Origin of the sequence: Paludisphaera rhizosphaerae (genome assembly GCF_011065895.1) — a bacterium.
GTDB classification, from domain to species: Bacteria; Planctomycetota; Planctomycetia; order Isosphaerales; family Isosphaeraceae; genus Paludisphaera; species Paludisphaera rhizosphaerae.
In genome coordinates, this window is the sequence record NZ_JAALCR010000025.1 from 1 (window position 1) to 19,005 (window position 19,005).

General features: G+C 68.6%; 14 protein-coding genes. 5 read left to right on the forward strand and 9 right to left on the reverse strand.

What is annotated here, in order from left to right; translation table 11 throughout:
- Nucleotides 1-59: 59 nt before the first annotated feature.
- On the forward strand, nucleotides 60-539 hold the full coding sequence (locus G5C50_RS25145) for a hypothetical protein (protein WP_165073732.1): 480 nt from the start codon (nucleotides 60-62) through the stop codon (nucleotides 537-539).
- Nucleotides 540-548: 9 nt separating this feature from the next.
- Here the strand turns inward: G5C50_RS25145 and G5C50_RS25150 are convergent, their stop codons facing one another.
- The 4 genes from G5C50_RS25150 to G5C50_RS25165 form a co-directional block, all read right to left on the reverse strand.
- Nucleotides 549-1,646, reverse strand: a complete 1,098-nt coding sequence (locus G5C50_RS25150; RefSeq protein WP_165073733.1) for a hypothetical protein — start codon at nucleotides 1,644-1,646, stop codon at nucleotides 549-551.
- Between the two features lie 89 nt (nucleotides 1,647-1,735).
- On the reverse strand, nucleotides 1,736-2,989 hold the full coding sequence (locus G5C50_RS25155) for an MFS transporter (RefSeq protein WP_165073734.1): 1,254 nt from the start codon (nucleotides 2,987-2,989) through the stop codon (nucleotides 1,736-1,738).
- Nucleotides 2,990-3,218: 229 nt separating this feature from the next.
- Nucleotides 3,219-4,085: an NAD(P)-dependent oxidoreductase gene (locus G5C50_RS25160; protein WP_165073735.1), complete on the reverse strand. Its 867-nt coding sequence runs from the start codon at nucleotides 4,083-4,085 to the stop codon at nucleotides 3,219-3,221.
- An 80-nt stretch (nucleotides 4,086-4,165) separates the two neighbouring features.
- Entirely contained in the window at nucleotides 4,166-4,372 is a 207-nt protein-coding gene (locus tag G5C50_RS25165) for a hypothetical protein (protein ID WP_165073736.1), read from the reverse strand.
- 391 nt (nucleotides 4,373-4,763) lie between these two features.
- Between G5C50_RS25165 and G5C50_RS25170 the strand changes: the two genes are divergently transcribed.
- Nucleotides 4,764-6,023, forward strand: coding sequence for an argininosuccinate synthase (locus tag G5C50_RS25170; RefSeq protein WP_165073737.1), 1,260 nt, complete (start codon nucleotides 4,764-4,766; stop codon nucleotides 6,021-6,023).
- A 118-nt stretch (nucleotides 6,024-6,141) separates the two neighbouring features.
- Here G5C50_RS25170 and G5C50_RS25175 read toward each other — a convergent pair whose 3' ends face one another.
- Nucleotides 6,142-7,764, reverse strand: coding sequence for a hypothetical protein (locus G5C50_RS25175; protein WP_206107846.1), 1,623 nt, complete (start codon nucleotides 7,762-7,764; stop codon nucleotides 6,142-6,144).
- Between the two features lie 216 nt (nucleotides 7,765-7,980).
- On the opposite strand from G5C50_RS25175, the gene G5C50_RS25180 reads away from it, so the two are divergent.
- Nucleotides 7,981-10,509, forward strand: coding sequence for a Calx-beta domain-containing protein (locus tag G5C50_RS25180; protein ID WP_165073739.1), 2,529 nt, complete (start codon nucleotides 7,981-7,983; stop codon nucleotides 10,507-10,509).
- A gap of 12 nt (nucleotides 10,510-10,521) precedes the next feature.
- Here the strand turns inward: G5C50_RS25180 and G5C50_RS25185 are convergent, their stop codons facing one another.
- From G5C50_RS25185 to G5C50_RS25195, 3 genes are all read right to left on the reverse strand, one after another.
- Nucleotides 10,522-11,703, reverse strand: a complete 1,182-nt coding sequence (locus tag G5C50_RS25185) for a DmpA family aminopeptidase (protein WP_165073740.1) — start codon at nucleotides 11,701-11,703, stop codon at nucleotides 10,522-10,524.
- A gap of 331 nt (nucleotides 11,704-12,034) precedes the next feature.
- Entirely contained in the window at nucleotides 12,035-12,529 is a 495-nt protein-coding gene (locus G5C50_RS25190; protein ID WP_165073741.1) for a peptidylprolyl isomerase, read from the reverse strand.
- A gap of 1,325 nt (nucleotides 12,530-13,854) precedes the next feature.
- Nucleotides 13,855-14,109 (reverse strand): hypothetical protein, encoded by a 255-nt coding sequence (locus tag G5C50_RS25195; protein ID WP_165073742.1) that lies wholly within the window; start codon nucleotides 14,107-14,109, stop codon nucleotides 13,855-13,857.
- A gap of 140 nt (nucleotides 14,110-14,249) precedes the next feature.
- Between G5C50_RS25195 and G5C50_RS25200 the strand changes: the two genes are divergently transcribed.
- Complete coding sequence (locus G5C50_RS25200; protein ID WP_165073743.1) at nucleotides 14,250-14,843, forward strand: hypothetical protein; 594 nt, start codon at nucleotides 14,250-14,252, stop codon at nucleotides 14,841-14,843.
- 284 nt (nucleotides 14,844-15,127) lie between these two features.
- Here G5C50_RS25200 and G5C50_RS32410 read toward each other — a convergent pair whose 3' ends face one another.
- A complete protein-coding gene (locus G5C50_RS32410; RefSeq protein ID WP_206107847.1) occupies nucleotides 15,128-15,529 on the reverse strand; it encodes an acyl carrier protein in 402 nt (133 codons plus the stop codon).
- A 227-nt stretch (nucleotides 15,530-15,756) separates the two neighbouring features.
- On the opposite strand from G5C50_RS32410, the gene G5C50_RS25210 reads away from it, so the two are divergent.
- A complete protein-coding gene (locus tag G5C50_RS25210) occupies nucleotides 15,757-18,666 on the forward strand; it encodes a PVC-type heme-binding CxxCH protein (protein ID WP_165073744.1) in 2,910 nt (969 codons plus the stop codon).
- The last annotated feature ends 339 nt before the right edge of the window (nucleotides 18,667-19,005 follow it).

The window sequence follows — 19,005 nt, forward strand, 5'->3', positions numbered from 1 at the left end:
GCCCGCGTGGGGGTTGAATCCGGCAGGCCGGGCAACAACCATCCGACTGGGGAGGGGCCATGTTCCGCATCAGCTTTCTGATCTGGGTCGTCGTCCTGGCCGCACTCAACCTGGTCGCGTACAGGTATCTCGACCTCCTGCAAAAGTCGGGAGAAGAGGTGGTCCTGCTCATCGGTCTGATGCCGCTGCTGGACCTCTTCATCCTGTCGTGCTACCTGGCTGTCACGAAGCGATACGCCTTCACCCTGGTGAGCCGCGAGGAGCCGGTCGGCGTCATGCCTCGGCTCGCGGCCTGGAGCTTCGGCTTCCTGCTCCTGGGGATCGCGCTCTGCGTGTTGGTCCCCACGCTGATCCTGGAGTTGTTGGGCTTCTGCTTCAAGACCTACTTGGAGGCGTTCATCCCAGAAGCCCCCTCTCCTCTCAAGGACAGCCTGATCGGGGTCGTCGTCGGCCTCCTCATGTCCGGCCCGCCCGCCCTGCTCTCAGTCATCCTCGCCTTGGTGGGGAGCCGCTACAGGCTCGTTGTCACGCCTCGGTAATCTGCTCGGCTATTCCGAGGCCTCGGCGAAGCGGCGGAGGAGGTCGCGGACCTGGTCGTCCATGAGGCGGCCGACGAGGGTCAACTCGCCGGGCATGAAGGGGAACTTGCGGCCGGCGGACCAGCCGCGATCGTAGGGAGGAGGGCTGAGGAGGACGATGCGGACGCCCTGGAAACGGGGGATGTCGGCGGGCACGCCTTCATTCCAGATCCAGTGGTCCGACTGGTCCTTGGACTTATCGAGCTTCCCGTCGCGGCGGATTCCGCGCCAGGTCCAGAGGTTGAAGGAGCCCTTGGCGGGCGGGCTGTCCTCGCCGACCTCGGCGTCGCGAGCGGCGGCGGCTTCGGCCGGGGTGGGATGTCGGCCTGGGAGCCAGCCTTGCGACGGCTCGCCGACGAGCGCGTCGGCCAGCAAGGTGTGGAGCTGGAAATTGTCCCCCAGGCCGGAGATCTGCACCCGGTAGCCCTTGCCTTCGCCGGGGTGGAGCACCAGGAGCGGCTCGTCGTCGAGGACCTGCATCATCATCCAGAGCAGGCCGGCATAGCCGTACTGGCCGCCCAGGTCGTTGAGCGTCTGCCGCAGGGCGGTTCGCGACCGCGACGCCCTGCGTGCGTCGGGCGACCGGCCCAGCATGGCGACGGCCGCCAGCGAGAACGGCTCGAGCATCTGGAATGAGCCGGTCTCGGCCGGCATCCGCTGGGCGACCTGGTCGCCAAACTCCTCGACGGGGTCCATCTGGTCTTCCGCGTCGGCCGACCGTTTCCGCTTCTTCGGTGCGGCCTTCTTGCATGCGGAAGCGAAGGCGAGCGCCTCAGGGCCGATCTGGCGTTCGATGCGGTTCAGGACGGCTTCAACGGCGATCGTTGGGTCGAGCCCGCGCTCGACGAGGCCTCCGCAGTAGAGGGCGGCCGTCGCGGCGGCGTCGGTTCGGGTGGGGGCGTCGATGATCTTGTCGGCGAGACGACCCATCGCCTTCTCGACGGCCCGCCGGTCGCTGGCTTCTCGGCGGCTGAAAGCGGTCCGGAGCGCTTCGCCCACTTCCTCAATCGACCCCTGGGGGTCGCGCGCCCGCTGAATCGCCTCGGTGATTGCCGAATTGTCGATCATATCCAACTCTCTTCATCGCGGCCCACATCGCCTGGCAGCATGGTACATCAGGCGATGGATTGGCGGCAAGCCTGGGTGGAGGGGGCTTGTTATCCCCTCAGCGACTCATCGACCGTTGCGGGCGCGAGCCAGATGACGGGGACGCCCAGGGCGTAGATGAGGGAGCAGACGGCGCCGACGCGGGGGTAGTCGCCGCCGAGGGCGGCGAAGAGGATGCCGGCGAGGAGGACGCCGGCGGCGGTGGCGAATCGGCCGGAGTTGTAGGCGAGGCCCGCGCCGGAGGCTCGCACGCGGGTCGGGAAGAGTTCGGGGAGGAACACGGCCAGCCAGCCGAAGAAGAGCGTCGCCACGAAGCCCTGGGTGAAGACGACTGGGTGGAACGAAGGCCGCAGCGGGGCGGTGAGCTGGAACATCGCGAACGTCATGGCCGCCGATCCCACGCTTATCAGCAGGTAGCTCGCCCGCCTCCCCAGCCGGCTCGCCAGCCACGCGCCGGCCAGGCAGCCGAGCGTCGCGCCGAGGGCCCACCAGCCCTGCGTCGCCGCCTTGTAGCCCACGTTCGACGCCCCCGCGACCTTGTCCGCCCAGGGGATCATCCACTTGCTCGCCGCCCACGCGCCGACCATCGGGATCGAGCTGAGCAGGATCCCCGTCAGCGTGGCCCGAAGGAGGTCCGGGCGGAAGAGTTCGCGGAGCCTCGGCGAGCTTGTCGGCCCCCCTTCCTCGCCTCGCGAGGCCAGCCATTTGGGCGACTCGGGCAAGGCCAGCAGGACAACGATCCCGAGCGCCGCCGGGACGCCCGAGAGCTTGAACACCCATCGCCAGGACTCGGCCGTGATCGGCCAGATCCTCGCCAGTTGCGAGAGGAGCAGGATCCCCGCGTTCAGCCCGGCGGAGGTCACGCCCGAGACCAGCGGCCGAGACGCCTCCGGCCAGCACTCGGCCACCAGCGCGACGCCGTTCGGCCACATCCCGCCTACGCCCAGGCCGACCAGGAATCGGAGCAAGAGCATCTGCTCCTGCGAGGTCGCCAAGGCCCCGAGCGCGGCGAAGAACGAGTAGAAGAGGATGCTGATCCCCATCGCCCGCGTCCGGCCGATGCGGTCCCCCAGGTTCCCCAGCGCGATCCCCCCGACCGCCGCCCCCAGCATCAGGGCGGCCGTGAACCTGGCGAACCACTCGCCGCCGAGAGTCGCCGTGTAAGCCTCGCCCATCAGCCCCTTCGACACCGACAGCGAGGCGATCGGCATCAGCCCCAGTTCGACGCCGTCGAAGACCAGGCCCGTGAACGCGGCCGCCAGCACGGCGAGGCGGGCCGAGGGGGAAAGCGGATTGATGCTCATGTTTTCCGACCGTCACGGAGTATGTCGAGACCTCCCTTCTCCCCTGGTGGGAGAAGGTGGCCGAAGGCCGGATGAGGGGGACCCCAACGTCCAACGAGCCCGCCGCCGGTGAAGACCCCCCTCATCCGCCCCTGCGGGGCACCTTCTCCCACCAGGGGAGAAGGGAGGATCGGGGACCTCCACGCGGTCGCATACGATCGGTCAGGCATCCGACGGCGGGGGAAGACCGTCAACATGGCTTCCTCGTGCGGTAAACGTCGATCACCGCGCTGTTGTCCAGGTCGCCCCAGCCCTGGGCTTCGGCCGCTTCCAGCAGGCGGCGGTGGGCGTCGGCCAGCGGGAGGGGGAGGCCGGCGGCGGAGGCGGCTTCGAGCATCAACCGGACGTCGCGGAGGTGCTGGGAGAGCCTCGCCTGCACGGTGTAGTCGTGGTCGATCATCTTGCGGCCCTTGACGTCGATCGCCTTCGAGTAAGCCATGCTCCCCCGGAAGACTTCCAGGGTCGTCGCCGGGTCGAGGCCGATGGCCTCGGCGAACGCCAGGCCCTCGGCGAGCACCGCGCGGTTGAGCCCCAGCACGAGGTTGCTCGCCAGCTTCATCCTGGCCGCGTCTCCCCAGCCGCCGACGTGGAAGACGTTGCGGGCCAGCGCCGACCACAGATCCGCGCAGGCGTCGAACGCCGAGCGATCGCCGCCGACGATCCACGTGGCCTCGCCGCGACGGGTCTGCTCGCTGTTCCCCGAGACGGGCGACGCCAGGTAACGCACGCCGACGGCCGCCAGCCGCGCGCCCATGGCCTCGGATTTCTCGGGCGGGCAGGTCGTGACGTCGATGAAGACCTGGCCGGCGCGGAGCCTCGGGACCAGCGGGCCGAGGACGTCCGCGACGACGTCGCCCGAGTAGAGGCAGACGACGACGCGGTCGCAGTCGACTGCTGTGTCGTCGCTCCAGGTCGCGCCCTGGTCGATCGCGGCGGCGGCTTCCTCGCGGAACCGGCTCCAGACCCGGACGGGACGCCCCTGCTCCAGCAGCCGGAGCGCGACCGCCGAGCCCATCAGGCCCACGCCGATCACGCCGACCGCCGGATTGTCGCCCATGTCGGTATCCCCGAGGGACGAATCGCCCGCACGGGGCGGCATCGTACCCTGCGCCGAGGGCTCGCGAAAGGGCCTCGCCGTCACTTCGACTGCCGCCGGGCCGCCTCGCGCTTCTGCAGCCAGGGAACGAAGTAGAAGGCCGCGAGCCCCCCCGAGATCCCGCCGAAGATCATCGGCAGGATGTCGGCCTGGTGGAGGTGCTCGATCCCGGTGAGCACTCGGTAGAACCAGATCCCACTCCACGCCAGCGCCAGCACGCCCACGACCATCACGAATCGGTACAGCATCGGTCTTCCCCTTCGTGGTTCGAAGGCCGTTCGTCGGCCCTCACGAGGGGCTATCACCGTTCGAAGGCGGAGCGGACGGAATCGGGAGGGAAAACCTGGACGGGGCAGGACGGAAGGCCCGCCGCCGGCATCTCCGGAACGGGTTTGTCAAACCGGGCTCCGGGCGGAAATAATGGGGGCGAAAGAGGCTCCAGTCTGGAACCTCGCATACAATCCTATTCGGCGCGGGTTTTGAGCCTCGGAAAGAGCGACGGAAACCTCTCTTCTCCCACAAGGGGAGAAGCAAGGACGGGCGCCTCCGACGTGCTCGTATCCAGGTCGCGCCGAAAAGGATTGGCCTCGCGACGGGTATATCAGCGCATCTTAGCCCCCAGAGAAAGAACCAACAGCCGTGGCGCGTGAGAAGATCGTCCTCGCCTACAGCGGCGGCCTCGATACGTCGGTGGCCGTCAAGTGGATCAATGAAACGTACGACATGGACGTCATCGCCTACACCTGCGACCTCGGGCAGGGGCAGGACATCCACGCGATCCGCGACAAGGCGCTGAGGACCGGCGCCGTCGAGGCCGTCGCCGAAGACGCGCGGAACCTCTTCATCGACTACTTCGTCTGGCCCTCGCTGATGGCCGGCGCCCTGTACGAGGGCAAGTACCCGCTGGCCACCGCGCTCGGTCGGCCGCTGATCGCCCAGTTGATGGTGCGCGTCGCCCGCGAGCACGGCGCGACGGCCGTCGCCCACGGCTGCACGGGCAAGGGGAACGACCAGGTCCGCTTCGACGTCACCTTCCAGACGCTCGCTCCCGACCTGAAGATCGTCGCCCCGGTCCGCGAGTGGAAGTGGACCCGCACCCAGGAACTCGAGTTCGCCGCCAAGCACGGCATCGAGGTCGAGGCGACCAAGAAGTCGATCTTCTCCACCGACCAGAACATCTGGGGACGCTCGATCGAGGCCGGCATCCTGGAAGACCCCTGGGTCGCGCCCCCCGCCGAGACGTTCCAGTGGACCGTCGACCCCGTCGACGCGCCGAATGAGCCCGAAGAGGTGACCATCGCCTTCGAGTCCGGCCGCCCCGTCGCCATCAACGGCAAGGAGATGGACGGCGTCGAGCTGATCGAGACGGCCAACAAGATCGCCGGCAAGCACGGCGTCGGCCGGATCGACCACATCGAGAACCGGCTCGTCGGCATCAAGTCGCGCGAGATCTACGAGGCCCCCGGCGCGATCCTGCTCCACCACGCCCACAAGGAACTTGAGACGCTCACGCTCTCCAAGGAGTCGGACCGCTTCAAGACGCTGGTCAGCCAGGCCTACGCCGACCTGATCTACAACGGCCTCTGGTTCAGCCAGCTCCACCAGGACCTGATGGCGTTCACCGTCTCCAACCAGCAGCACGTCTCGGGCGACGTCCGGATGAAGCTGTACAAGGGGGGCATGATCGTCGTCGGCCGCAAGAGCCCCAAGAGCCTCTATCGCCACGAACTGGCCACCTACGAAGAAGGCGACCAGTACGACGCCTCCGCCGCCATGGGCTTCATCAAGATCCACGGCCTCGGCCAGACCACCCAGGCCAAGCACCAACTCCTCAACCAGTCGGGCTCCGGCCACCGCCTGGAACTCCCCAGCATCATCCCGCCCGACACCACCAAGTGATCGACCGCCCGGCAAGCTGCGGCCCCGAGTAACCTCCGGGGCCGCAGCGCCGCGCCGGCGGCATTGTGGAGTGGTCCTCCGGCAAGTCCCCCTTGAGGCGCAAAAGGCCAATCGCTCCCTACGGAAGGCCGGTCGCCTCCGGCTTCGGGGGCGAATCCACGACGCTCACGGCTCCGGCGTCGAGCGGTCCTTCGAGGCCCCAGGCGCGGAGCGTGTAGGAAGCCTGAGGGATCCACAGCTCGAAGTCGGTCTCGCCGGGACGCAGCATGACCTGGTCGAGGGCGACGGCGTCGTCGGGCTCTCCTGCGGGAACGACGGCGATCACGACGGGCCAACGGCCGCCGCGCCAGACGCCGGCCACCCTCGTCGCCTGGTTGGCGAACGCCCCGCGGCGATCGGTCGGCTCTCGCCCGATCCGGGGTGGATGGACCACGACGGCGTCGACGGCCGGGTGGACCGACGACTCCGGGAAGAGCGCCTCCGATACGTCCCGAGGAGGCGGCGCCAGCACCACGGGCTCGACGATCGGGCCGAGCCGGCGGATCAGCCCGCGATACACGTCGTTCGGCGATTCGTTGGACAGTTGCCAGATCGTGAACGGCTCGACGCCCGTCTTGCTCCACAGCCTCGCGGCCATGTACCGGCCGACGTTGCGGACTTCGTGCTTGAAGACGTGCCCGTGTCCGGCGTGCACCACCATTTTCACGTCCGGCGGCGAGGCGAATCGTCGGGCGAGTTCGTCGGCCTGGTACTCTTCCCGGGTGTCGAAATCCCCGCCTGCGAAGTCGTAGCCGTCGACCTCGTAACCCAGGCGCAAGGCCGTCCGCAGCAGGTTCCCGAATCGCGGGTCGAGCGAGTAGACCCCCGTCCGCGAGGTCGAATACCCGCGAGCTTTCAGCGCTGTCCCGGGCTCGGCGAGAGCTTCGGCGCAATAGCGGCTGAACCCGGCCTCGCGCAACGGTCCGAGCGTCTGTTCGATCCACGCGCGATGCTCGCTGATGTTGTGGGCCTCCATGATCAGGACCAGTCGCCGTTCCGCCGCGATCCGGGCGACGGCTTCTCGCCACGGGGTCGCGACGAGGGTCGGGGGCGAGTCGGAGACGTCGGACGGGTCGACCAGATCCTGGAGCACGGCGTCGGGGCGTGTCGGGATCTCGCGGGCCTCGCGCGGGCGGCCGAGGATCGCCAGGGAGGTGCTCAACTCCTGCCGTTCGGCCCAGTCGTTGCGATCGGCCGCTTGCTCCAGCAGGACGATGCGCCGCATCAATCCCCGGGGAGAATTCGCCTCGCCCGCTCGGCTGACGAGCAGGCTGCAGAAGGCGAGCAGGCCCGCCGCCGTCGCGCCGAACGCGATCCAACGGAACCGATACGCGCGGCTGCTCTCGGCGAACGCCGCAGCGACCACCCCGCCCGCCGTCATGACGACGACGCCGAGCGCCCCCAGCGCGGCGGGCTCCAACGACGACGGGACCGGCCCGACGACCGCCGTCGGATCGAGCCGCCGCCAACCGTAGACAGCCGTCATCGCCGCCGAAGTCGCCGCGACGATCGCCGCGATCTTTGGGAGCAGCGGGGCCCTGACGAACGCCGCCCCGACCATCGATGACGCCGTCATCAGGCCGAGCGCGACGAACGCCCGCGACCCCGCCGGCGCGAAGTTGGACGCGATCGCCGCGACGAGGAGCGATGCGCCGAGGACCGCGGTTGAAACGGTGATTCGTTTCGATTGCGTCATGTCCATCCCGCCCGCCTTCCGGGGCTCAGGGGGCCGCCCCGTAACCAGTAGACTCGGCCGGCGGGGATTCTCGCCTGCCACCGGGTGAAGAGGCTCTGAACGTCGGACGCGGGAATCACTCCCGGCGTGATGTTAAACATATTTTATATTTGTAAGAAAACCGGATTCTCCACGTTGATAGATGCGGAGCATTTCCCTTACGCATCAGGCGGAACGCCCCTCATGCCTCGAAGAAGCGGTCGGTCGTGCGCGAGGTCGCTGGTTCTCGAATCGCTTGAAGAACGGGCGCTGCTGACCTACGCGACGCCGGGCGCCCCGTTCGATCTCGGCGCAGGGCTGGCGGACGGGACGGAGTTCCGGTCGGCGGTGGACGATCGAGGGCGGGTGACGGTCGTCTGGGATGCGCCGGGGGCGGGCGGGGACCTGGACGTCTTCGCGAGGCGATACGACTCTGGCGGGTCGCCGCTGGGGCCGGCCTTCCTGGTTAACGCGGGGGCGACGGCCGGCGACCAGATCACGCCCCGGATCTCGGCGACGCCTTCGGGCGGGTTCGTGGTCTGCTGGTGGTCGGATTCCCAGGTGTACTTCCAGCGGTACGACCGCGGCGGCGTGCCGCAGGGGAGTGCGCAGCCGCTGGGCGGCACGCAGGGCTTCTCGCAGGAGTTCGAGGTCTTCGGCTACGACGCGACCGGCTTCGTCGTCTACGGCGACGGCTTCCAGTTCCGCTGGTACGACCTGGGCGGGACGCTCACTCGCTCGGAGTCGGACGCCGGGATCACGGCCCAGAAGGGCTGGACGATCATCGAGCCCGACGACCCCGCCCGCGCCGTTCGGCTTTCGTCGTACCAGCTCCTCGTGACCTGGTCGGTGATCAAGCCTCGGACGGTCGGCTCGGACACGGTCTACGACGCCCAGATCCGGTCGATGGTCATCGGCCCCTATGCGCCTTCGGCGGCCTACCTGCTCCTCGACGAGGTCGGACTGACGGACGCCTCGCTCGCCGAGAACCTCTCGCCGCGGATTGTGACGGCCAGCTCTCCGCTGGTCGTCTGGCGCGACGTCGACGCCGACGGCCACCCCGAGTTCAAGTCGCGGACCTACACCAACGAGTCGGGGAGCACCGAGGTCGGCTTCTACGACGGCGTCGGCGACGCCGTTCCCACGGCCATCGAGTCTCTGAACACTACCACGATCGCCGTCCACTACGCCCGGTCCGGTTCGAGCTACGTCCGCATCTGGAAGTCCGGCGACCCGTGGAATCCCTCGACGGGCTCGCCCTGGGTCTGGCAGCTCAACGGCGATCCAATCCCGGTCGACGCCCCCGCCTCGGGCGGGTACGACTCGGTCCGGATCGTGCCGACGGTCGGCCAGGAGTTCTGGACCCTCTGGAGCGACGCGAGTGCGTCGCCCGGCCTGCACGCCCGGCGGTTCTTCACGACGGACGCACCCGAGTTCCACTTCGCCTTCGGCGCCAGGCCGGCCGGCGCATCCCCCGGCGTGCTGACGGTCGGGGAGGCGGACGGGGTCGCGGCCATCGCCGTCTATCGCACCGGCGACCTCTCCTCGACCGCGACGATCCGCTACTCGACGCGCGCCGGCACGGCGGCGGTCCCCGGCTACGATTACACGCCGGTCTCCGGCGTCCTGACGTTTCCCCCCGGTCGGTCCGACGCGATCCTCCTGGTCCCGATCATCAACGACAGCGTCCCGACCGGCTACGTGGATCCGGGCGACACTTTCCCCAACGGCCAGAAGGTCTTCTCCGTCGACTTCTCCGACCCCCAGGGGGCGGCCATGCTCGACAATCCCACGCTGGACGTCCGCATCCTCGACGACGACCCGTACTCGGCCTACGACCTGAGCTTCTTCGACTTCGGCCCGTCCGGGATCTGGACGTGGAATGAGGTCAAGGGCTGGGCCCACATCTCAACTCGCGACCCCGTCGCGATGCTCGCCACGCCCGACCGCTCGCTGTTCGCGGACTTCGGTGCCGACGGCCTCTGGATCTGGGACGGCCGCCGCGGCTGGCGGAAGCTCAACGACCAGGCTCCCGAGGCCATGGTCTACGGGACGGGGAAGGTCCTCTACGCCGATTACGGTTCGGGCGGCCTCTGGCGCTGGAGCGACGCCGGGGGATGGGTCCGGATCAGCACGCTCAACCCGGTCAAGATGGCGACCACCGCGAGCGTCGGCCTCTACGTCGACTTCGGCGCCCAGGGCGTCCAGCGCTGGGCGCCGGGAGCCGGCCTCAGGCTCGTCCAACCCACCTCCCCCGAGGCGATGGTCGTCGACGGGGACGACCTCGTGGCCGACTACGGCGCCGCCGGCCTCTGGCGCTACGGCCTCTCCGGAGCGTCCTGGACGAAGCTCGATCCCCGCGACCCCCGATCCATCGCCGCCGGCCCGATCGGCGTGGTCGTCGACTTCGGCGACGGCAACCTCTGGCGGGCGACGGCCTCCGGCCTGGCCTTCCTCCACGGCGGCGAACTCGTCGGCGCCGCCTTCGGCGAGGACGTCGGCTTCGCGGTCGTCCAGAACGGTTCGGGGTTCGTCCCCGGCCAACTCTGGACCTGGAACTCCAGCAACGTCTGGTCGAAGATCAACGACCTCGCTCCGTCGCGCTTCTTCGCCTCCACCCAGGCCGGCGACCTCATCGCCGACTACGGCCCCAACGGCCTCTGGGATTGGAGCCTCTCCACCGGCTGGCGCAAGATCAACTGGGTCACCCCTCAGGCCGTCGCGCGGATGTAGGTCGACGGTCGCTCATGGGATCATGTGATACTTCCTGAGGACCTCGCGAACCCGGTCGACGGGGATCGCCTCGACGCGCCGGCCCTTGGCGCCGGTCATGTCCTCGGCCTTGAGGAGGGCGTTGCCGACGGCCTCCTCGACGGACTCCAGCGCGGCCTCGAAGAGCGGGGAGACGGCCTCGGTGGGGAGGGGCGATCGGGGGCGGGGTCGTTCGTCGCCGTGGGTCGTCCGCATGTCGGGGGCGGTGGAGAAGGCGACGGCGTAATCCCCGCTGCCGTTGCTGAACGACGAGCCGGTCCGGGCCAGGCCGAACACGGCTCGCGCGGCCAGGCGGCGGAGGTCGCGGGCGTCGAGCGGGGCGTCGGTGGCGACCACGATCAGGCACGACCCGTCCCCCCGGCGCTCGGGGCCTTCGGGAAGGCCGAGGTCATTGGCGGCCAGGCGGAAGGCGTGGCGGCCGAGTTCCTTGCCGACGGGCGCCCCGGCGATCGTCAGCACGCCGCCGTAGTTCGCCTGCACCAGCACGCCGACCGTCCAGCCGCCGAACCGGGCCGGCAGCTTCCGCGAGGATGTGCCGATCCCCCCCTTCCAGCCGAAGCACTCGCAGCCCGTCCCGGCCCCCACGTTCCCCTCGGCGACCGGTCCTGGGGCTGCGTTGCGGATCGCGGCCAGGACGTGCTCGCGACGGACCGGCATGGAGCGGATGTCGTTCAGGCCGCCGTCATTGGTCTCGCCGACCAGGGCGTTGACCGACCGGACGGACTCATCCCCCGGCTGATCCAGCGTGTAGCGGACGACCGCCGCGACGGCCTCGCCGACGGCCAGGGTGTTGGTCAGGACGACGGGCGTCTCGATCGTCCCCAGTTCCTCGACCTGCGTCGAGCCGGCCAGCTTGCCGAAGGCGTTGCCGACGAAGACGGCCCCGGCCGCCTTGTCGCGGAAGAGGTCGCCGCCGTGGGGGAGGATCGCCGTGACCCCGGTTCGGACCGAGTCCCCCTCAACCAGCGTGACCTGCCCCACCTTCACGCCCGAGACGTCCGTGATCGCGTTGAGCGGCCCCGGGTCGAACACCCCCGGCGAGACGCCCAGATCGCGGAGCCTCGGCCGCGCGGGGGGCTCGGCGGCGAGGGCGCCGATCGTCAGGCCGAAAGCCAGGCAAGCCGTTGCGAGCGTCCTCAGTAGAAGGCCCTTCATCCCACCAGTTCCCATGGCATTCAAACTCGACTGGCCCGAGGGGCCGGGTGAGGGCGTCGGACTGTAAGCATGGCGATGGGGGTGGGGACGTCTTCCCCCCTGGAGGGGGAAGACAGACCGGGAAGCGGTCAGATGAGGGGGAAGACCGGCGGCGGATTGAAGCAAGGCGCCGCGATCGAAGGCTTCTGGATCTGCACCCCTCATCCGGCCCTTCGGGCCACCTTCCCCCTCAAGGGGGGAAGGCCGTTACGGTCCCGGATTTCGTCCGATGCACCCTCCGAAATCCGGCGACCCTCACCCGCCGCTCCGCGGCCGTCGGGCTCCCATCAAATCAAAGCTGGCCGGCTTCGGTGATGGTGATCTTGGATGCGGTCTGGCCGCTGCGGGAGCCCAGGGATTCGATCTTCTTGACGATATCGGAGCCCTCGGTCACCTCGCCGAAGACGACGTGCTTGCCGTCGAGCCACGGGCAGGGGATCGTGGTGATGAAGAACTGCGAGCCGTTGGTGTTGGGGCCGGCGTTGGCCATTGAGAGCAGGAACGGCCGGTCGTGCTTGAGCTGGAAGTTCTCGTCGGCGAACTTCGCCCCGTAGATCGACTTGCCGCCGGTCCCGTTGTGGTTGGTGAAGTCGCCGCCCTGCAGCATGAACTCGGGGATGACCCGGTGGAACGACGAGCCCTTGTAGCCGAAGCCCTTCTCATGGGTGCAAAGCGCCCGGAAGTTCTCGGCCGTCTTGGGGGTCACGTCGTCGAACAGCTCCAGGGTGATCCGCCCAGCCGGCTTGCCGTCGATGGCGACGTCGAAATAAACCTTGGGTCTGGCCACGTTGGTCGTCCTCTCTGTCTCTGGCACTGGCGATGCGAAGATCCACGAAACAAGGCAAACCGCCAGGGTACCTTTCACACCCCCGAATCCGCCACCCCGGGGCGGCTTCGTTCGCGCCGGCGACGTGACGAACCCGTCGGACGTAAACGCTTGGCGAAAGACCGTTTGAGGTCCGTTTCACGGCTCCCCGCGATTGGCTTCGATCGGTCGCTTTTGAGACGCTCCGCGCTCAACACGACCACCGAGGAAAGACGGATCTGGGGCCATGGCCACGCTCGTGGCCTTCAACCGGCGTGGGCCGCAGCACGACCGTCGCCGATCGTATGGCCATGCTCGTAAGGACATGAGACCGGCCGTGAACTGGTCGACCCAGCCCTCGCTTCGATTGGCTTCGCCCGCCACGGTCGACGACCGAAGCCGTCTGACGCAACGCGAGGAATACCAAGAAGTTGATGCCATGCCTCGGCTTCCCGCGGTTGGCTTCGTTCGACCATGAACGTTCATCGTCCTGCGTGCCGTGGACACCCTTGGGTGGCCATGAACCGGCGTGGGACGGTTGCCAGACCGTCGCCAGCGCATGGCGACTCGCGGGGCCGTGGTGTTGGGCGAGCGGCCCATCAAACACCTGCCTCGTCCGCGCAATCGACCGCATTGAGAAAGAGCCGGCGTCTCTACTGGAACTATACGACCAGACTCGATTTGCTGTCCGTCTCTAACGCCGGGGGCCATGCGATTGGCGATGGTCGTACAAGCATCCCCAAATTGGTCCTTGGCCATGCAAGAGTAGCCATGGCGACTGGCACGACCCCTGGGGAGGTCACTCGGCGTGGTTTGGTAGAGGCTCGCCTTCGATTGCCTGGACCCGCTCCAACGTTGAACCTGACGATAGGATACCTGGGTCGACGTCGGGGATTTGTTTTCGTGCGGAGAACAGGGCGTAGAGTGCAGACGCATTAGCCATCAGTGCGGCTAAGATTGCCACCAAAGCCAACATCCGACCGATCGTGAATCGAATGCGAGGGATCCTCATTGCCTTGCCGCCTTCCTTTCCGGTTCGAAGTGGCTTGGACAAAACCGATGTCATGACAGACGCGAATCAGGCATTTCCAGGGGATGGCGAGTCTCCGCGAATCCACGAATGGGGGTTCGTCTGGGCCTTTCCAGCGGTTTGCTCATGAGTCGCAGCCTGGTGACCGGTGATCCGGGCCGGGCTGACCGGACCAACCGTTCAACCGCCGCCCAGGTGTATGCCGCCTCGGAGCCAACCGCTGTCAGTATGGCCCCGCGATCGGCGAAGCAGTCAGTGGGGATCGAGCCGGGGGCGGTCATCGGGAGCGGGTGGCCTTCTTCTGCGCGGACGGGGAGGCCACGGGGGTGCCCAGGAAGCAGGAACAGCCCGGGCAGAGCACGGTCTTGCCGCCGTCCTCGATCGAGACGCCGATGGTCCGTCGGCATTGCGGGCACTCGACGGTCCGCAGGAATTTCGACTCGAACCGGCCCACCACGCCGCACGCCGGACAGCGCAACGCCCGGCCGTCTGGGTCCATGTCGCCCGAATATCCGCAGGCCGTACATTCCATGGTCGGGCTCCTGCTACAGATGTACGATTAGATTCTAGGAGGCCGGCGGTCGGGCTTCAAGGGGCGGGGTCGGCTCTCGCTTAATGGTTTCGGCGCGGGCAGAATGACGACAGGGCCAGCCTAACCATAGAGGAGGTCGCGTGCGGACCTTTTCGATTCGCAGCCTGATGGCAGTCGTCGTGGTCGCCGCGATCGGGATGGCGGCGTTCGTGGTGGGCTCGCCGCCCTGGGCGGGGGCCATGCTGTCGCTCAGCTTCTTCGCGCTGACCTGCGCGTTGCTGGGAGTCGCCTTCGGGAGGAACGAGCGACGGATCTACTGGATCGGCTTCGCATCGCTCGGGTGGGCCTACATGGCCCTGATCTACGCGCCCGTCATCGACGTCAAGGTCAGCCGCTACCTGTTCGGCTCGAGGTTGTCCCAGGCCATCTACGACGCGATTCACGCCGAGGCCCCCGCGCCGGGGGGCGGGGGCTTCCAGAGCGTTCCCATCGGCCCGCTCGCAGCCGGCGCCGCAGCCGGGGGTGGAGGTGGAGGCGGAGGCAGAGCGATGGGCGGAGCCGCCGCCCCAAACCCGGCCGACCTCGATCGAGTCGCCATCGCGATCGAGGCGCTCCTGTGGGCGTTCCTCGGCGGGTGGGCGGCGCTCTATTTCGCCTCGGGCGAGGACGGATGCCTGGGTGAGAAGCGGTCCGCCGAGATCACCCGGCCGACCCCCGCCAATCCCACCGCTTGAACCCGTCTCCCAGAATCCTCGCGCGCCCCATCCTGCGGCATCGTGTTTGTCCGCAAGCGATGTCGAAGCCGCGCTGGAGAATCCGGTGGCCGCTCGCAGCCGGTGACTTCAACCGGAAAACGGCCACGGATGAACGCCGATGATGAGCAGATCCTCACCGTCCTTCTTCACCTTCCTGATTCCCATGCGTGTTCATTTGTGTCCATCAGTGGCCTGTCTCTGCCTTTCTCACTCAGCGGATAAACTTGATGCCGCGTGACAGGCCCTCTGATCGTATTGGTGGCTCACTCCGCCTTCTTGCCGGCTCGCTCCATCGCCTGCTTCGCCAGCGTCGCGAGATGGGCCGGGGTGATGCGGCTCGGCAGTTCGGCGGCCGGCGCGCCGGTGACCTTCTCCAATTCCTCGTCGGGGATGGAGACGTCGAAGCGCTCCTCGATGTCCAGGATCAACTCGACCAGGTCCAGGTCGTCCGCGCTGAGCGGCGGATCGCCGATCGGCCGGTTCATGTCGACCTTCGAGCGATCCACGGCGAGTCGTTCGACGATCAGGTCCCGAATGGAGATTTGAACCGGGTCGGAGGGATCGGAGGCGACGGCCGAGCCGGGCTCCGCAGGCGCGATCGGGTTCACCCTCTCTGAGCATCCCGCCAGGACCGCCAACGTGAGGATCAGGGTGCGTCGGTTCATCGCCGCCTCTTGAACGGAGTCGTGAGTCTGGGACGAGGGCTTCGGCCGCCCGCCCTGGACCCTCTACCGAAGTTTACAGCGGTTTACTCGGAAATGGCATCGACCTGAGCGGCCGTTGAACGGATGGCCCGGGCGGGCCGTCGCGGAGGCGGCTGGCTTGCATCATCGTTCGCCGACGCTACAGTGGTCTCCACTGCCCGGAGGACCCACCAGCAGGAGATCCCCCCTTGCGCCAGCGACTATCGGCCCTCGCCCTTGCGTTCTTCTGCTCGACCGCCGCCCTCGCGGACGAGCCCAGGTCGCCGCTTTCGCCGGCGGAGGCCCAGGCGCTCTTCAAGGTCGACCCCGGCTTGAAGATCGAGCTGGTCGCCGCCGAGCCGCTCGTCGTCGACCCTGTGGAGATCGCCTTCGACGAGCGCGGGCGGATGTGGGTCGTCGAGATGCGCGACTATCCCAACGGCCCTCCGGACGGCGGCAAGCCCCTGGGACGCATCAAGGTCCTTGAGGACGTGAACGACGACGGCGTCTACGACAAGGCGACCGTCTTCGCCGACGGCCTCCTGTTCGCCAACGGCCTGATCCCCTGGCGCGACGGCGTGATCGTCACCAAGGCGCCCGCGATCGTATACCTCCGCGACACCGACGGGGACGGCAAGGCCGACTCCAGCGAGACGCTCTACCAGGGCTTCGCCACCGGCAACGTCCAGCTTCGCGTGAGCCACCCGACGCTCGCCCTCGACGGCTGGATGTACGTCGCCAACGGGCTCCGCGGGGGGAAGGTCGTCGCCGCCGACGCCAAGGGGGAGGCGATCGACCTCTCCGGCAAGGACCTGCGGTTCGACCCGATCACTGGCAAGGCCGAGGCCGTCTCCGGCCCCGCCCAGTTCGGGCTCTCGTTCGACGCCTGGGGGAACCGGTTCGTCTGCGACAACCGCCACCACCTGCGGCACGTCGTCTTCCCGGATTGGGCCGCCCAGCGCAACCCTCGGCTGGCCGTCCGCCAGGTCCTGAACGACGTCCCCATCGACGGCGAAGGGGGGCACGTCTACCCGATCAGCAAGTACTGGGTGACCTCCACGCTCCACTCCGGCCAGTTCACGGCCTGCTGCGGCGTCCTCCCCTACACGGGCGACGCCCTCCCCGAAGCCTACCGCATCGCCGCATTCACCTGCGAGCCGACCGGCAACCTCGTCCACGCCGAGATCATGGAGCCCGCCGGCGCAACCTTCCGCTCGAAGGCGATGCGCGAGGGCGTCGAGTTCCTGGCCTCGCCCGACACGTGGTTCCGCCCCGTGAACCTGACCGTCGGGCCGGACGGCGCCCTGTACGTCGCGGACATGTACCGGGCCGTGATCGAGCACCCCGAATGGATGCCCGTCGAGCTGAAGAACCGCCCCGACCTCCGTCTCGGCGAGGATCGCGGCCGGATCTGGCGGGTCGTCGCCGCCGACGCCAAACCCGCCCCCCCCGAGCGCCGGCGGATCGCCCCGGACGCCGACCGCCTCGCCCTGCTCGGCCACCCCAACTCCTGGCAGCGCGACGTCGCCCGGCGACTCATCAAGCAGGATTCGGACAAGTCCTTGCCCGTTGATGCGTTGAAGGCCCTCGTCGCCAGCGACGGCGACAGCCTGGCGCGGGCTCAGGCGGCCTGGCTGCTGGAAGACGCGGGCAAGCTGACCGACGACCTCGTCGCCACGCTGCTGCACGCGGACTCGCCGCGCCTCCGCGAGCAGGCGGTCCTCCTGGCCGGGCCGCGAGTGGCGACGGCCGAGTCGGTCCGAGGGCGCCTCCTCGCCCTGGCCACCGACCCCGACGCGAAGGTCCGCTATCAGGTCGCCCTGGCCCTGGGCGGCTGGAACGACGACCGGAAGGTCGCGCCGCTGGCGACGATCGCCGCCCTGGGCGTGAACGACCGCTGGACGCGCTTGGCGGTCGCCGCCGCGCTGCCGGACCATGCCGGCGACGTCTTCGCCGCCATCGGCGGACGTCTCCCCGCCGACACCACCGACGCCGACCATCTGGCCCTAATCCGCGAACTGGCCGCGCTGGTCGGTTCTGGAAAGGATCCGCAAGAAGTCTTGAGGGTCCTCCGCGCCGTCTTGAACTCCACCTCCAACGCGCAGATGTTGGCTTCTCTGGACGGGCTGGCGGAGGGGGCTGCCCGCGCGCGATCGTCACTCGAACGACTGATCGACGAACTCCCCGACAATGCTCCAAAGGACACGCGAGAGCGGGTCGCCCGGATCGTGACCCAGGCCGCCGCCCTCACGGCCGACGGCCCGACGCGGCTGGTGGCGATCCGCCTGCTCCCCTTCGCCGGCTATGACGCCGCCATGCCCGTACTGTCGAAGCTGCTGGTCGACGACCCGAGCCAGGAGGTCCGCGAGGCCGCCGCGCGGGCGCTGGGGAGCCTCGACCGACCCGAGGCGCTTGACCGTCTGATCGAGCCCTGGCGGTCGTACATGCCGGCCGTCCGCCGCGCCGCGGCCGACGTGCTGATGCGCGACCCGGCGCGGATCAACCGGCTGCTGGACGCGATCGAACAGGGGAAGATCGGCCCCAGCGACCTGGACGCGGCGCAGTCGAAGCGGCTGCTCGCGCACGCTGACGCAACGATTCGCGAACGCGCCGGCAAGCTCTTCGTCCGCCCCGGCGGCCGTCGCGAGGCGATCGAGAAGTACGCCCCCGCGATCACGGCGGCCGGCGACGCCAGGCGGGGCAAGGCCGTCTTCGAGGCCAACTGCGCCACCTGCCATCGCGTGGCGGGGATCGGCGTGGACGTCGGCCCGGACATCGCCGACACCCGCGCCCGCACCCGCGACGCCCTGCTCACCGACATCCTCGACCCCGACCGGGCCATCGACGCCAACTACGTCGCCTACGTCGTCGCCACCTCCGACGGCGCGGTGTACGACGGCGTGGTCGCCGCCCAGACCGCCAGCAGCCTGACCCTCAAGCGCCCCGAGGGGAAGACCGAGGTCCTGCTTCGCTCGGCCATCGACGAGGTCCGCTCCACCGGCCGATCACTCATGCCCGAGGGCTTCGAGGCCAAGATCAGCGTCGACCAGATGGCCGACCTGCTCACCTTCCTGAAGGACTGGCGCTACCAGGACGGAGCCGTTCCGCTGGGGCGATGATGCGGAGCGTCGGCGCCGCCTCGCTGATGGATTTCGGACCCGGGGTGGTTGACAGTTTTCGGCCGAAGGCATAAAAATGGATTGATCGTGCGGCGAACCCTCGCCGCGCGATCTCCAAGACGACGGGGCGTGGATCCTCGCGATCGACGCCTCCGCCATCGCCGGGAGCGGCCGACATCAGGGTCGTGCAACACGGGCGGCAAAGCCCGTCGTCCCTGAACTCCTTCGTCGGCCATCCATTAGGAACGGCGACGCTTCTCGGGAAGCGGTTCTGGATCTCGTCTCTCGGAAGTCGAGCCCCGCCGCGCGCGGATCTCGAACCGTCGCTCATGGGCGATC

What these genes read in the sequence shown, in the direction of transcription:
- G5C50_RS25150 (WP_165073733.1), bottom strand. Translation starts at nt 1,646, where the DNA reads ATGATCGACAATTCGGCAATCACCGAGGCGATTCAGCGGGCGCGCGAC.
- G5C50_RS32410 (WP_206107847.1), bottom strand. Translation starts at nt 15,529, where the DNA reads ATGAACCGACGCACCCTGATCCTCACGTTGGCGGTCCTGGCGGGATGC.
- G5C50_RS25145 (WP_165073732.1), top strand. Translation starts at nt 60, where the DNA reads ATGTTCCGCATCAGCTTTCTGATCTGGGTCGTCGTCCTGGCCGCACTC.
- G5C50_RS25175 (WP_206107846.1), bottom strand. Translation starts at nt 7,764, where the DNA reads ATGGACATGACGCAATCGAAACGAATCACCGTTTCAACCGCGGTCCTC.
- G5C50_RS25165 (WP_165073736.1), bottom strand. Translation starts at nt 4,372, where the DNA reads ATGCTGTACCGATTCGTGATGGTCGTGGGCGTGCTGGCGCTGGCGTGG.
- G5C50_RS25180 (WP_165073739.1), top strand. Translation starts at nt 7,981, where the DNA reads ATGCCTCGAAGAAGCGGTCGGTCGTGCGCGAGGTCGCTGGTTCTCGAA.
- G5C50_RS25160 (WP_165073735.1), bottom strand. Translation starts at nt 4,085, where the DNA reads ATGGGCGACAATCCGGCGGTCGGCGTGATCGGCGTGGGCCTGATGGGC.
- G5C50_RS25155 (WP_165073734.1), bottom strand. Translation starts at nt 2,989, where the DNA reads ATGAGCATCAATCCGCTTTCCCCCTCGGCCCGCCTCGCCGTGCTGGCG.
- G5C50_RS25195 (WP_165073742.1), bottom strand. Translation starts at nt 14,109, where the DNA reads ATGGAATGTACGGCCTGCGGATATTCGGGCGACATGGACCCAGACGGC.
- G5C50_RS25185 (WP_165073740.1), bottom strand. Translation starts at nt 11,703, where the DNA reads ATGAAGGGCCTTCTACTGAGGACGCTCGCAACGGCTTGCCTGGCTTTC.